This window comes from Pseudomonas sp. NPDC089996, from assembly GCF_044748405.1.
Lineage (GTDB): Bacteria > Pseudomonadota > Gammaproteobacteria > Pseudomonadales > Pseudomonadaceae > Aquipseudomonas.
In genome coordinates this window covers 158,856-171,310 of sequence record NZ_JBIVGA010000002.1, presented here as the reverse complement: position 1 = coordinate 171,310, position 12,455 = coordinate 158,856, and the positions used below count along the sequence as shown (strand labels likewise).

Annotated in this window: 16 protein-coding genes; 9 read left to right on the top strand and 7 right to left on the bottom strand. The window is 54.4% G+C overall.

Annotated features, from left to right (window positions below; translation table 11 throughout):
- Positions 1-43: 43 nt before the first annotated feature.
- The 3 genes from ACIPW4_RS03745 to ACIPW4_RS03735 form a co-directional block, all read right to left on the bottom strand.
- A complete protein-coding gene (locus ACIPW4_RS03745) occupies positions 44-214 on the bottom strand; it encodes a hypothetical protein (protein WP_400654905.1) in 171 nt (56 codons plus the stop codon).
- Positions 214-531 (bottom strand): type II toxin-antitoxin system PrlF family antitoxin, encoded by a 318-nt coding sequence (locus ACIPW4_RS03740; protein WP_400654903.1) that lies wholly within the window; start codon positions 529-531, stop codon positions 214-216. Before ACIPW4_RS03740 ends, ACIPW4_RS03745 begins: the two co-directional genes overlap by 1 nt.
- A 490-nt stretch (positions 532-1,021) precedes the next feature.
- On the bottom strand, positions 1,022-1,651 hold the full coding sequence (locus tag ACIPW4_RS03735; RefSeq protein WP_400654901.1) for a TetR/AcrR family transcriptional regulator: 630 nt from the start codon (positions 1,649-1,651) through the stop codon (positions 1,022-1,024).
- Between the two features lie 347 nt (positions 1,652-1,998).
- On the opposite strand from ACIPW4_RS03735, the gene ACIPW4_RS03730 reads away from it, so the two are divergent.
- Together ACIPW4_RS03730 and guaB are read left to right on the top strand one after the other, a co-directional pair.
- Complete coding sequence (locus tag ACIPW4_RS03730) at positions 1,999-2,670, top strand: gamma-glutamylcyclotransferase (protein ID WP_400654899.1); 672 nt, start codon at positions 1,999-2,001, stop codon at positions 2,668-2,670.
- Between the two features lie 133 nt (positions 2,671-2,803).
- On the top strand, positions 2,804-4,282 hold the full coding sequence (gene guaB / locus ACIPW4_RS03725; protein ID WP_400655561.1) for an IMP dehydrogenase: 1,479 nt from the start codon (positions 2,804-2,806) through the stop codon (positions 4,280-4,282).
- A gap of 153 nt (positions 4,283-4,435) precedes the next feature.
- On the opposite strand, the gene ACIPW4_RS03720 is transcribed toward guaB, so the two are convergent.
- Together ACIPW4_RS03720 and ACIPW4_RS03715 are read right to left on the bottom strand one after the other, a co-directional pair.
- Positions 4,436-4,714 carry a LysR family transcriptional regulator gene (locus ACIPW4_RS03720; RefSeq protein ID WP_400654897.1) on the bottom strand — a complete coding sequence of 93 codons (279 nt, stop codon included), beginning with the start codon at positions 4,712-4,714 and terminating at the stop codon, positions 4,436-4,438.
- A 59-nt stretch (positions 4,715-4,773) separates the two neighbouring features.
- Positions 4,774-5,154 (bottom strand): winged helix-turn-helix transcriptional regulator, encoded by a 381-nt coding sequence (locus ACIPW4_RS03715; RefSeq protein WP_400654894.1) that lies wholly within the window; start codon positions 5,152-5,154, stop codon positions 4,774-4,776.
- A 193-nt stretch (positions 5,155-5,347) separates the two neighbouring features.
- Here ACIPW4_RS03715 and ACIPW4_RS03710 point away from each other — a divergent pair, with 193 nt between their 5' ends.
- Together ACIPW4_RS03710 and ACIPW4_RS03705 are read left to right on the top strand one after the other, a co-directional pair.
- Positions 5,348-6,424, top strand: a complete 1,077-nt coding sequence (locus tag ACIPW4_RS03710; RefSeq protein WP_400654892.1) for an NADH:flavin oxidoreductase — start codon at positions 5,348-5,350, stop codon at positions 6,422-6,424.
- 17 nt (positions 6,425-6,441) lie between these two features.
- On the top strand, positions 6,442-6,837 hold the full coding sequence (locus ACIPW4_RS03705) for a VOC family protein (protein ID WP_400654890.1): 396 nt from the start codon (positions 6,442-6,444) through the stop codon (positions 6,835-6,837).
- 41 nt (positions 6,838-6,878) lie between these two features.
- Here the strand turns inward: ACIPW4_RS03705 and ACIPW4_RS03700 are convergent, their stop codons facing one another.
- Entirely contained in the window at positions 6,879-7,535 is a 657-nt protein-coding gene (locus tag ACIPW4_RS03700) for an SDR family oxidoreductase (protein ID WP_400654887.1), read from the bottom strand.
- Between the two features lie 79 nt (positions 7,536-7,614).
- Here ACIPW4_RS03700 and ACIPW4_RS03695 point away from each other — a divergent pair, with 79 nt between their 5' ends.
- On the top strand, positions 7,615-8,538 hold the full coding sequence (locus ACIPW4_RS03695; RefSeq protein ID WP_400654884.1) for a LysR family transcriptional regulator: 924 nt from the start codon (positions 7,615-7,617) through the stop codon (positions 8,536-8,538).
- On the opposite strand, the gene ACIPW4_RS03690 is transcribed toward ACIPW4_RS03695, so the two are convergent.
- Positions 8,539-9,423, bottom strand: a complete 885-nt coding sequence (locus tag ACIPW4_RS03690; protein WP_400654881.1) for a LysR family transcriptional regulator — start codon at positions 9,421-9,423, stop codon at positions 8,539-8,541. It lies immediately after the preceding gene.
- Between the two features lie 194 nt (positions 9,424-9,617).
- Here ACIPW4_RS03690 and mmsB point away from each other — a divergent pair, with 194 nt between their 5' ends.
- The 4 genes from mmsB (at position 9,618) to ACIPW4_RS03670 (ending at position 12,262) form a co-directional block, all read left to right on the top strand.
- Positions 9,618-10,529 (top strand): 3-hydroxyisobutyrate dehydrogenase, encoded by a 912-nt coding sequence (mmsB, locus tag ACIPW4_RS03685; protein ID WP_400654880.1) that lies wholly within the window; start codon positions 9,618-9,620, stop codon positions 10,527-10,529.
- Between the two features lie 4 nt (positions 10,530-10,533).
- Positions 10,534-10,821, top strand: coding sequence for a DUF1330 domain-containing protein (locus ACIPW4_RS03680; RefSeq protein ID WP_400654877.1), 288 nt, complete (start codon positions 10,534-10,536; stop codon positions 10,819-10,821).
- A gap of 118 nt (positions 10,822-10,939) precedes the next feature.
- Positions 10,940-11,863, top strand: coding sequence for a LysR substrate-binding domain-containing protein (locus ACIPW4_RS03675; protein ID WP_400654875.1), 924 nt, complete (start codon positions 10,940-10,942; stop codon positions 11,861-11,863).
- 54 nt (positions 11,864-11,917) lie between these two features.
- The gene (locus tag ACIPW4_RS03670) at positions 11,918-12,262 is read left to right on the top strand and encodes a TetR/AcrR family transcriptional regulator (protein ID WP_400654874.1); all 345 of its coding nucleotides are present in this window, start codon (positions 11,918-11,920) and stop codon (positions 12,260-12,262) included.
- Positions 12,263-12,455 lie beyond the last annotated feature (193 nt).

Below are 12,455 nucleotides of genomic sequence, written 5' to 3'. Positions count from 1 at the left end.
GGTGTGAGCTAGGCGCTGGTGCTCGACGGCCCGTGGCTGTTGATCACTGGCCAAGGGTGTTGCGCAGTTGCCAGTCCAGGCGTTGCAGCAGCGCCGCAGCACCAAACGAGCAGCTTAAGCCGACAGCGAAGATCGCCATGTCGTTGGTGGCTTGTGCCCGGCTCTTTCCGCCGGCACTGAAGGGCGGCACCAGTGTCCAGCCATGTCGCACCATCAGATCGCGACCTCGCCGCCGATATCTTCGTCCAGGTGTACAGGGTGGTTTGCGTCGGCGAGCATGGTTTGCGCCAAGTCTTCCGGCAGGGTGGTGACGTTGCGGCCGCCTCGGATATCAGCCGCCAGCAAACCCAGGAACGCACCGATGGCAGGGTCTTCATGGAGGGTGTCTATGCGGTTGACCACGACTTCACCGTCGCGTACGTCAAACGCGATCTTGCCACCGGTATCAATGCCCAGTAGCTGGCGAACGGATTTTGGCACTGTGACCTGCCCCTTCGAGGTCAACGTGGCGATTTCGTGGATGGCAGGCATGGGCGTTCTCCCGGATGTTTTGATTGAATGGTAAGGACTAATCCTTACTTGGCCAATCTTGGTTTTCTGCTGATCAAGCATAAGCAGGGTGAGAGCTCGGAAGCACAGCAGATGAGTTACACCACTTCCCGGGACACGATCCAGTGGAACTAGATCAGAGACTATCGGGATCCCCAAAGAACATTTGGATATGGCTCTAGGACGGGCTTTCTGTGTCAGAAAAATAGAAATGTACCCCCAAAAATACCCCTCGATAACCCCGGCAGGATGCGCGAACGAGATTGGCGAGTTCTGAATGCTGATAGTGGAATCTAGTGGTTTGCAGTGTAGCTTTCTGGAGGGTGCCGAAATTTCGCATATCGTTTTGCATGGTTCAGTTGTAAGAGCGCCTTCTTTTAAGGACTTCACGAGCGTCGGCGACCCCAACCCGTACCTATCTGATAGATTTTCTTGCGTATGCCGGGACAATCGCCTGGACGGCCCTCACGGCTTAGGCTTGGATCTCCATTGCTCTCACCAGCGTTGCGCCGGCTTGAACCACATCTCTCCGGGCCAAGGCAAAGCCAGACTCCATCCAGTCCACACCTATCCCGATGACTCCACGGATAACGCCATGGCGCAGCACGTCGCTGCTAGGTGTCGCTTGGGATAAAGCCTCGGACAGCAGCTGGGCAAAGGACTGACGCCAGGAGGTACAAACCTCGCGTGCAAGCTGGCTGATGCTCGCCGCATCTACCGCAAACAAGCGAGCGGTGACCGGATCCTCAGCGATGTCACCGTAGTAGGTGTCGAGCATGGCGATGACTTTCTTCGAAGGCTCAGCTTCTCGAAGGCAAGCCTGGTGCAGCCGCGAAATGATGCGCGCACTGGTGTCTTTGTGCATCGCGATGAACAGGTCTTCGCTATTCGTAAAGTTCTCGTAGAAATAGCGCTCCGTGAGACCTGCAGCTTCACAGATAGCCTTGACGGTAGTGGCATGGAAGCCGCGAGTGCCGTACAGGTCTTTCGACGCTGAAATTAGCTTGGCTCGCCTTTCCAGTCGTCTCTCTTCAGACGAGCTCCCCCGGTAATTTCGAGGCGCTTTGCGGGAATTTTCTGGGTCAGAGTCTGCATTTTTCATTCGCGCAGGATAGGGCGCCCGGCGGGGTGTTTCAAGCGCCCTGGGTGCCAGACTGGCATCTCGTTCGTTGATGATTATTTGACAATGTTCGTTGTCAGAATTAAGGTGTTCCCTCCTAGGCGGTCTCCATTACCCGGTGGAATTTGATGCCCAGCCGCTCTAGGAACCGCTGCTCGAATGTGGAATCTGACAATGCGAATCGATAGTTTTCTCCTGCTGATGAAATCTCCGAGTGAGTTATCGCCCTCCAGACGACCGCCCAGGATGGGATTGTCAGGCTGTCGTTGCTGGCTAGGTAGAGATGAGTCGCGTTGTGTTGCTCAGGGCCTGCAGGAGAGCAGCTCCTTATGATGACTCGAGACACCTTATTGAACGGTGAGTATTTGCGAGCCCACGAGGCCCTGCTACCTACCGAAATACTGTGGTCTATGGCTGATATCGAGGAATCGATGGCTTCCACGCTCAGCAGACGAGATGAGTCAGCTCCGGTATGGCTTTTTGCATACGGCTCGCTGATGTGGAATCCCCTGGTTGAGTATGAAGAGGTTCAGCCTGCGACCCTGGAGGGTTGGCAGCGTCAGTTCTCCATCCGGCTGACCTCTGGGCGCGCAAGCGCCGAGTCACCTGGTCGCATGCTTTCGCTTGGGCCTGGTGGACGCACTGAAGGCATTGCTTTTCGGCTACCCGAGCAGGATCTGGAGCGTGAATTGAAGCTTGCCTGGGTGAGAGAAATGGTGGCGGGCTTTTATAGGCCTGAGTGGATGCCCATTCGATTGCAAAACGGAAGGATCGCCAGTGCCTTAGTTTTTGCTGGCCGGGCAGACCATCCGATGTATGAGGTGGACAATAGCTCCCAAACCGTTGCTCAAGTGGTAATAAATGCCAAAGGTTATTTAGGTTCCAATGCTGAGTATGTACATCAGCTCAAAGCGGTGTTGGCGGAGTTTGGGATTTCTGACGGCTACGTCAATGAAATAGCTTGTGCGCTGCACGCCAGGCGACTTGATTCGCCGAAGTAATTTGAATAAGGGGAGGGCGGAGACGTCATCCCCGAATGTATTTCTGTTACGTAGACACTGAAGTTATACACACTTGTACAGCGCCATTGCGGATGGCGCTGCGCGGTATCTATTACATTGAATTTTGGAGTTGATCATGCGCCTTCTTGAGAAAGCCCTTACTTTTGATGATGTCCTGTTGGTGCCCGCATACTCAGAGGTGCTTCCCAAGTCGGTCTCACTGGCAAGCCAGTTCACTCGTAACATCCGACTGAATCTGCCATTTGCTTCTGCTGCTATGGACACGGTGACCGAGTCGCGGTTGGCCATTGCCATCGCACGTGAAGGTGGTATTGGCATCATCCACAAAAACCTCACGCCCCAGCAGCAGGCGGATCAAGTGGCCCTTGTGAAGCGATACGAAGCGGGCATTCTCCGAGACCCGGTCGTCACGACTCCTGCAGCGACTGTGGCTGAAGTCAAAGCGCTTTCGGCCAAGCTGGGCATTTCAGGTTTTCCAGTGTGCGAGGCCGGGAAGGTCGTTGGAATCGTGACTGGTCGTGACTTGAGGTTTGAAACTCGCTGTGATCTGCCTGTTGGTGAAATCATGACGCCTCGTGAGCGACTGATCACTGTTAAGCAGGGCACGACCCCTGAGGAAGCCAAGGCTCTTCTCACCAAACATAAGCTTGAGCGCCTGCTGGTTGTTGGCGAAGACTTCGAGCTCGCAGGCTTGATCACCGTAAAAGACATCAACAAGCAGACCGAATTTCCCAATGCTGCACGCGACGCATCAGGCCGCTTGCGGGTCGGTGCGGCGGTAGGTGCAGGCGCCGGTACCGACGAGCGTGTGGAGTTGATGGTCAAGGCGGGTGTTGATGTGATCATCGTGGACACGGCTCACGGTCATAGTAAAAGCGTGATCGACCGCGTGCGATGGATCAAGCAACACTACCCGCAAGTGGATGTGGTCGGTGGCAACATCGCTACTGGAGCTGCAGCTCTGGCGCTTGTTGCTGCCGGCGCCGATGCCGTGAAGGTCGGTATCGGCCCAGGTTCAATCTGCACGACCCGTATTGTCGCGGGCGTCGGTGTCCCTCAGATCACAGCCATCGATAACGTTGCAGAGGCTCTCAAGGGTACAGGTGTGCCTGTAATCGCTGACGGTGGGATTCGATTCAGTGGGGACATTCCTAAGGCAATCGCGGTAGGCGCATCGACAGTGATGATGGGTGGCGTATTCGCGGGTACTGAAGAGGCGCCTGGCGAGACCATCCTGTTCCAAGGCCGCAGCTATAAAAGCTACCGTGGCATGGGCAGCATCGCAGCGATGCAGCAGGTACAGGGCAGCGCTGATCGTTACTTCCAGGACAGCTCAGCCGACAATCCCAACTCCGACAAGCTGGTGCCAGAGGGCATTGAAGGGCGTGTGCCCTACAAGGGGTCGGCGCTTGGCATCATCTTCCAGATGGCGGGAGGCCTGAGGGCGGCGATGGGCTATTGCGGCTGCTCCACGATCTCCCAAATGCAGGAGCATGCATCATTCGTACAGATCAGTTCGGCTGGCATGAGTGAGTCCCATGTTCATGATGTTCAGATTACTGCAGAAGCACCGAACTATCGCTCCAATTGAAGCACTGAAGTTCTAAATCTTAGTCGCGTTGCCACTCCCTTGCGACGACTATCCTGACCCAAGCTCTGCTTGGGTTTTTTATGAATTATGGGTGGACTGTGATTCTAGCGTATGTGTAGTGATATGACAGAAAGCAGTCGTCGCCTCACCAACCTATGGTTCTAGTGGGGGCAGCTCCAGCAGAAGCGCTATGTCTTTCACGATATTCTTGACTGGGCTCTTTAGTGCCAAGGCGCGCTTAGTGGGGATCATTTTTCGATGCCCTCTGACGAAGAGTGGATCCTTGAAGACTTCTCTTAATCTGACTAGCGCCCCACTCATCGCTGGCTGCTTAACGCCAAGCCGGCATGCTGCTTTACTGACACTTTGCTCGTCAAGGAGGGTGTCCAGGCACTTAAGTAAGTTAAAATCGAGATCCAGAAGTACTTTCATGGGTAATCCGTAGCAGGCCATATTGCTATATGAGTCTAGCGTTTGCTGGCGATTCTTCGCTAAATCGCTTGCTCAGGTTGTGTAAGCTTCAAATTGGCGTCAACCTGATCGAGCAGGTCGGCGTTAGTTGAGGCCCACTCATAAAGCCCCATAAGTGGCTGAAGCAATTTCTGTCCAAGCTCTGTCAGTGAATATTCGACCACAGGTGGAATAACCTGATGAACCTTCCTGTGTATCAAACCTGCTGCTTGAAGCTCCTTCAGTGTTTGATTTAGCATCTTTTTGGAAATGCCAGGCATAACTCGCATCAATTCATTGGTGCGGAAGCTCCTCATGCCCAGTGCATAAATAACCATTGAAGTCCACTTGGGGGACAGCAGGTTGTGAATCCGCCGAGGAGGGCAATCCTCGTAAACAATATATTCGCTAACGTCTGACATATGACCCTCTCAATTGGTGCGTATGCTGCATTAGTGAAGTGCGCACCTTGCATTTGTCGAGGAAATTCAAGGGAATAGGTCTATGGGGTAACCAAATGGTTACCAGGTTTCTGAAAAGTGCCTAATAGACATAATGTTCCTCGTTCGGGCACAGTGTAATGGATTTTTAAGAGCTTACCTAGGGGCTTGGCTTATGAACTTGAAGGATGTGTTTCAACCATTGAAACTGGCCCGAGGGTCAGCGCTATCAAATAGAGTTGCTTTAGCCCCTTTGACAAATCAGCAAAGTAACGATGATGGAACGGCTTCGCTTGATGATCTTCAGTGGTTTGAGATCATTGCCAGTAGCGGGTATGGCTTCGTCATGACTTGTGCTGCCAACGTCCAAGCTAATGGCAAAGCCTTTAGTGGGCAGCTTGGGATCTATTCTGATCGTCATCTGGAAGGGCTGACCAAGATCGCTTGTACCTTGAAGAAGCGCGGCGTGGTCTCGTCTGTTCAGTTGCATCACGGTGGTATGCGGGCCGCATTTGCGGATCCTGATAATCGAGTGGGGCCAACCAAGAATCTGATGTACGAGTCTCGGGCTCTGTCCAACTCTGAAGTCAAAGAACTCCGAGATGACTTCATCCGAGCGGCAAAGCGCGCTCAGATTGCCGGCTTTGATGGTGTTGAGGTGCATGCGGCTTTTGGCTGGATCCTTACCCAATTCTTGTCCCCGGCCTTGAATCGTCGGGTGGACGAATATGGCGGCAGCTTCGAAAACCGCACTCGCCTGATTAGAGAGATCATCAGCGGAATCCGTGCTGAATGCCGTAGCGACTTCCAGATCGGCCTTAGGCTCTCAATGGAGCGGTATGGTCTGGAGCTTGCTGACATCGTCCAGCTGGCTCGAGTGGTCATTGAAGAAGGGGAAATCGACTATCTCGATCTTGCGCCTTGGGACGTAAACAAAGTGGTGCAAGAAGGCGAGTTTGCTGGGCGTCGCATCATTGATCTCTTCACAGAGATTCCGCGTGGGAATGTCAAGTTTGTAGTGTCTGGGAAAATCCTAGATGCTTCGGATCTATATGATGCCCTGGATTCCGGATTTGACTTTGTCATGGTGGGCAAGGCAGCAGTCCTGGAGCCGCGTTTCCCCAAAATGATCCAATTAGACGCCAACTATAAATCCCCCGACATTCCTGTAACTCCCTCGTATCTCACTGAGCAGGGGTTAAGTGATCGTTTCATCGATTACATGAAAAACTGGGATAATTTCGTTCGTTAATGTGGAGGCATTGCTCAATGCTGAGCTATTTGTTTTTAGGTGCCAATGATGTCGCCGTTTCTGCAAAATTTTATGAGGCAATTCTGTTCCCGCTGGGTTATGAGCGAAAGGACTGGTCTGGTAAGGCAATTTTCACGTTGCCTGGCACGCCGGATGAGTGGAACGGCCCTGGAGCTGTTTACATTGCAAAACCCTACGATGGTCAGCCAGCAACTGCTGGTAATGGCACAATGGCAGCGTTCCGGACTCAGACCCGCAAGCAAGTCGACATCTGCTACGCAGCAGGCTTAATTGCGGGTGGGGAGAATGATGGAGCGCCAGGCGTTCGCGAGGAGTACAGCGAAGATTTCTACGTCGCTTACTTGCGTGATCCGGCAGGGAACAAGGTGGCGTTTTTCTGTAACTACGAGTGATGCGAAAAGGGCAGGTGATTACCTGCCCCTTCTTCTGCCGCTTAGGCTAGTACTGGGTAGATGACCTCTGCCTTCCAGGCTTCTACCGGCTGGCTGTGCAGCTCCCAGAAGTGCTCAGCAACGTCTTGAGCTTCCTTGCTGCCTGGGTTGATAAAGGCCGCTACGGTAACCGTGGCCACGTGTACGCCAAGCGTGCGGGCACTGTCGAACAGGCCAAGGGCGAGTGCTCGGATACCAGCTTTACCGATGCTCAGCGACAGGTAGTCTGGACTTGGTGCAAGACCGAAGCCGCCACCAGTCAGCAGCAGAGTACCTCCGTGGCCAGACAATGCGGATAGGGTGCTCTGGGCAGCGGTGAGCGCACCACCGATGTTGACAGCCAGATCAGAGTTGAACGTGTCTGCAGGCTGATCCTGGACGTTAGAGGCGCGCAGATTAGCTGCGTTGTAATGCACCACATCCAGACGGCCATGAGAAGCAGCCACTTGCTTGAACAGATTCTGGATTGAGGCAGGGTCAGCTGCGTCAACCGTCTGGGCCACAGCTGTAATGCCCTTGGCCACCAGCTGGGCAGCGAGAGCCTCAGTCTTCTCCTTGGTACGAGCAGCCAGGATCACTTGGTAGCCCTCTCGACCGAACCGCTCTGCAGTAGCCAGGCCCATGCCAGGGCCGGCGCCGATGCTCAAAAACGTTTTCATAGCGAACCTCCGAGTGTTGATGTCAGTAGGTTAATTCATGCGCTATGATTAGATAATTGCCGGTATCAGCAGGTGTTAAATGCAAAATCAGCATGAGTTTCCTGGCAACGTTTCGATTGATGAGCTCGCTGCTTTCGTGGCCGTGGTGCAGTTTTCAAGCTTCAAGGGGGCTGGCAAAGCGCTAGGCAAAGACTCGACGGTAATTTCACGACGGGTAGGCCAGCTTGAGACTCACCTGGGGGTTCGTTTGCTTGCCAGGAACACGCGTAACGTTGCTCTGACAGAGGTTGGTCAAACGTACTTCGCTCGAATCTCTGAGCTGCTGCGGAGCCTTGACGACGCAACAAACGAAGCCCGCAACTTCACCTCGACCCCGCAAGGGGCACTGCGCGTTTCGTTGCCTGTGACTTTCGGGAAGCAGTCTGTGGCCCCGTTGCTGCCGGCGATTTTGAAGAAGTACCCCAAGCTGAAGATCGACTCGTTTTTCACCGATCGTTATGTAGACCTGGTGGGTGAGAGCATCGATGTGGCACTGCGAATCGGCAGTCTGGACGACAGTTCGCTCGTCGCTCGAAAGATAGCCTCCTACCGCAGCATCCTGGTTGCCTCGCCGGGTTACCTGGCTGAGCGTGGAGAGCCCAATAGTCCGGAGGATCTTTGCAATCATGCCTGTTTGGGATTCTCCAATCACGCGAGCTGGCCGGACTGGATTCTCACCAATGATGTGGAGCGCAGGGCAATTCGCCCTCAAGGGCCCCTGGTGTCGGATAGCAGCGAAGTGCTGTCCATGGCGGCCGTAGCAGGCACTGGAATCATCCTCGGCCCGACTTGGCTATTTGCCAAGGAAATGCAGTCGGGAGAACTTGTCCGTGTACTGCCCGAGTGGAGAAGCGCCGGTGATGGAGGAATCTATGCGATTCTGCCGCCAGGCCGGCTGGTGCCGGCTAAATCACGAGTGTTCGTGGACGAGCTGGTTGAGGCATTGTCCTGCGATTGGCTGTGATCAGGATTCGGTAGAGGTATGGTTCTCTAACCTGGCCAGCTCGCGCAGTTGGTTGAAAACGGTGATGAACCGCGAAACCTTTCTGAGGGATGAGTGCATGGTGATCCAGTAGCTCTTCTTCAGCACGATCTCATCCGGGAGGACGCGGAGGAGGCAGGATTGCTCTGCGATGAATGTAGGCAAGATGGCGATGCCTAAATTTGACTCTGCAGCTTTCATCTGTCCCAGAATGCTGGTGCTCCGGTATTTGATATGGCCAGGGGCGGTGTATTCCGCAGGTTTTGGAACGTTCTTGGCGAGCACCATCTCCGACACATAGTCGATGAAATCATGCTCCGATAGATCTGTTTGAGCGCTAATCGCCGGGCGTGAGGACAGGTACTGCGAGGAGGCATACAGGCCTAGTTCGTAATCTTGAAGCTTGGAAGCGATGTATGGCCCGCGCTCTGGTCGGTCGATAGTGATAACGATGTCAGCTTCGTTGCGTTGAAGCGGAATCACTCGGGGAAGGGCGAGCGTTTCCACTTTCAGCGCCGGGTAGCTCGCCATGATTTGTGCGATATATCCGGGCAGGATTTGCGTCCCATAGGCTTCGTTGCAGCCAATTCGAACAAGCCCTGATACGTCAGCATTCTCGTCCACACTGGCGGTGATATGGCTATAGGCGAGCTCCATGTCCTCGGCGCTTTCGAGTATTCGCTTGCCTCGTTCGGTCAGGGTGTAGCCGTCCTGTGTCCTAACCAGTAGCTGGCCACCCAGAGTGTTTTCCAAGGCCCTCACTTTACGCGCGACAGTGGTGTGTTCCACGCCGAGGCGCCTGGCCGAAGCTGTGAGCTTGCCGGTTCTAGCAAGGTCGAGGAAGAAGCGCAGGTCATCCCAGTTCAAGGTGTCCCCTCGGAAGGTGGTGCCAATAGGTGCCACTGTAACTCGGATCAGGATTTCCCTCACTGTGCATCAATGCACAGAAGGTGTGCGCCCGGCCTGTCTTCTAGGTGGGACGTGTGGCTGATATACCTATTCCCGCACATTCAACGCCCCTGCTTTACAGGGATTCCAATAATAAGAAGTCTGGAGGATGTATGTCGTCTATCGGATTTATTGGGTTGGGTAACATGGGTTTGCCCATGGTGCTCAATCTCATCAAGGCCGGCCATACGGTCAAAGCCTTCGACGTGAATACTTCAGCAATGGATGCGGTCTTGGCTAAAGGTGGTCAAGCTGTTTTCAGTGCTTTAGACGCAGCTGAGGGCAGCGAGATCGTGATCACTATGCTGCCTAACAGCAGTGTCGTAGAAAGCGTTTACTTGGGTGAAGGTGGCTTCATCTCCCGTGGGGTCAAAGGCAAGTTGTTCATCGACTGCTCGACCATCGACCCGTCTACCTCAAGGAAGGTTTCTGCTGCGTTAGAAGCACTTGAAGGTGCTTTCCTGGATGCACCGGTTTCAGGCGGGATTATGGGCGCTCAAGCTGGCACCCTCTGCTTCATGGTTGGGGGAGGCGAGGATGTGCTCTCCCGAGCGTACCCAGTATTCGAGTGCATGGGTAAAAAGATCATTCATGCCGGTGAGCCTGGCGCTGGCCAACTCGCCAAGATCTGCAACAACCTGATGGCAGGCATCCTGATGGCGGGAACTGCAGAGGCGCTGGCCCTCGGCGCCAAAAATGGCCTGTCGCCCAAAGTCCTCAGTGAGGTGATGGTAGGCAGCAGCGGAGGGAATTTCATGGTCGAGAAATGGAATCCCTGGCCTAACCTCATGCCCGGCGTTCCAGCGAGCAACAACTATCAAGGCGGCTTCCACGTGAAGCTGATGCTCAAGGATTTGGGGCTGGCGATTGATTGCGCCCAGGACTCCAATGCTGCGGTGCCGCTCGGCGCTGCAGCCCGCAACCTCTTTGCGCTCCACGGCAGTCTGGTAGAGGGCAATGAGTTCCTGGATATCTCGAGTATCCAAAAACTGTACTTCGCAAACATCGATAACTATAAGGGGTGATCAAATGCCAAAGGCCTACTGGATTGCGCATGTCGACGTCGTAGATGCTGAGCCGTATTCCGTTTACGCAAAGCTAGCGAGCGCGTGTTTCGCTAAACATGGTGCAAATATCCTGGCGCGGGGCGGCCCTTATCAAGGACTGGAAGGCAAGGTACGCGCACGCAACGTGGTAATCGAATTCGAGTCGATGGATCACGCGCTGGCCTGTTACAACTCTCCGGAGTACCAAGAAGCCAAAGCTCATCGTGAAGGCAAGGCGGAAGCAGAGCTGCTGATCGTCGAAGGCGCTTAAATCGCGACTGCTGCATTTTCTGCACATTTGTTTTTCGTGGGGTGAAGCAAATGTGCAGCTTGTTTTGTGTTACTTGATCTGGCCACACATCGGGATGTGGCCTGGTCATGAGGCAGCAATGCAATTTAGGCACTTGAAGGCCTTTATGGAGGTGGTACGACAGGGTGGATTCACCCCAGCCTCCAAGGTGCTCCAGCTGACCCAGTCGGCGGTGAGCAAACAGATTTCTCAGCTCGAGAAAGACCTGGGGTATTCGCTCCTTGAGCGCACCGTAGGCAGAATCTTGCTGACTCCAGCAGGGCAGGTGGTGTATCGGCGCGGCGAGCAGATGCTCATGATCCGCGCAGGCCTGCAATCCGAACTGGATGAGCTTGAGGGGCTGTGTAAAGGCGAACTTCACCTCGGCCTTCCTCAGGCTGGCTGCGATGCACTGTTCGGCAAGCTCCTTGCGGAGTATCGGCTCAGCTATCCCCACGTAGCGATTCGCCTTTTTGAAGGCACGAGCAGGAGTGTCGGTGAAGCGCTACAAGCAGGGCAGATAGAGATTGGTGTCGGCTCGTCATCAGCAAAGCTTTCATTCGACAGTCAGCCGTTCTGTGATGAGCCTGTCGAGGTTCTCCTGTGTGACTCTGATTCCCTCGCCTGCGCAACGGCACTGACACTCTCTGATCTCTCAGAGCATCCATTTCTGCTCCATCAACCTGGTTTATGTCTGAATGATCGGATCCTGCAGGTCTGCGCCCAAGAAGGATTCTCGCCTCGGGTTGGTTGCCGCAGCGCCCAGCTTGATTTTCTGATTTCGCTTGCAGCCTCAGGGCAGGGTGTACTCATCCTTCCAAGGGTCGTAGCTCATGCGGTGCACAAGCCTGGAATTACCAGGGTGCCACTTCTCTCCTCCACTGAGCTTCGGTGGCAGCTCTCCTTCATTGTGGAGAAAAAGCGCTCGTTTGACGTCACCCGCGCGTGCCTGGTTGGCATTGGCGGGCGATTTCACCTCGGCTTTGCGATAGGCCACTTAAGGTCAGGAACGGCTTGCGTATAATTTGACATCGATCGTTGTCAGATATTACCTTTCTGATCGGCAGAGGAGAGGCCATTGAGCCAGTTGGGAGGAAGTAATGCAGAGGAACGCCGTCTAGAGCGTCGTAGGAGGTTGCTTACAGCATCCACTGCTGTCTTTGCACGATCGGGCTTTCGAGGCACGACTGTGAAGGCAGTCTGCATAGAAGCTGGGCTCACTGAGCGGTGCTTCTTCGAGAGCTTCCAGAGCAGCGAGGCGCTCTATTGCGAGCATCACCGCGAGATAGGCAAGCGGATCATCGACGCGATACTGGAGGTAAAGGCCGACTTGGTGGCAGGGGCTCAACAAAAGTACAAGAGATGCTCCGCCGCTTCTTTGAGTTCTTTCGTTCCTACCCAGGCGAGGCGCGTATTTTCGTAGTGGAGTCCACGTACATAAGTCCTGATGTCCATGAGGTGTGTAGAGAGTGGCGCTCGACGCTGGGTAGCATCCTGGCCGAGACCATCAACCCTGATGGTTACTCTCCAGGAGGGATGGTGCCGGCGGCAGTCGCTCGCGCACTTTCGAGTATCGCTATCGACTGGATGGAGGATGGTTTTGCTAGCCCTTGCCA

Coding starts and splice junctions, on each gene's coding strand:
- ACIPW4_RS03745 (WP_400654905.1), bottom strand. CDS start 214: ATGGTGCGACATGGCTGGACACTGGTGCCGCCCTTCAGTGCCGGCGGA.
- ACIPW4_RS03740 (WP_400654903.1), bottom strand. CDS start 531: ATGCCTGCCATCCACGAAATCGCCACGTTGACCTCGAAGGGGCAGGTC.
- ACIPW4_RS03735 (WP_400654901.1), bottom strand. CDS start 1,651: ATGAAAAATGCAGACTCTGACCCAGAAAATTCCCGCAAAGCGCCTCGA.
- ACIPW4_RS03730 (WP_400654899.1), top strand. CDS start 1,999: ATGATGACTCGAGACACCTTATTGAACGGTGAGTATTTGCGAGCCCAC.
- ACIPW4_RS03720 (WP_400654897.1), bottom strand. CDS start 4,714: ATGAAAGTACTTCTGGATCTCGATTTTAACTTACTTAAGTGCCTGGAC.
- ACIPW4_RS03715 (WP_400654894.1), bottom strand. CDS start 5,154: ATGTCAGACGTTAGCGAATATATTGTTTACGAGGATTGCCCTCCTCGG.
- ACIPW4_RS03710 (WP_400654892.1), top strand. CDS start 5,348: ATGAACTTGAAGGATGTGTTTCAACCATTGAAACTGGCCCGAGGGTCA.
- ACIPW4_RS03705 (WP_400654890.1), top strand. CDS start 6,442: ATGCTGAGCTATTTGTTTTTAGGTGCCAATGATGTCGCCGTTTCTGCA.
- ACIPW4_RS03700 (WP_400654887.1), bottom strand. CDS start 7,535: ATGAAAACGTTTTTGAGCATCGGCGCCGGCCCTGGCATGGGCCTGGCT.
- ACIPW4_RS03695 (WP_400654884.1), top strand. CDS start 7,615: ATGCAAAATCAGCATGAGTTTCCTGGCAACGTTTCGATTGATGAGCTC.
- mmsB (WP_400654880.1), top strand. CDS start 9,618: ATGTCGTCTATCGGATTTATTGGGTTGGGTAACATGGGTTTGCCCATG.
- ACIPW4_RS03680 (WP_400654877.1), top strand. CDS start 10,534: ATGCCAAAGGCCTACTGGATTGCGCATGTCGACGTCGTAGATGCTGAG.
- ACIPW4_RS03675 (WP_400654875.1), top strand. CDS start 10,940: ATGCAATTTAGGCACTTGAAGGCCTTTATGGAGGTGGTACGACAGGGT.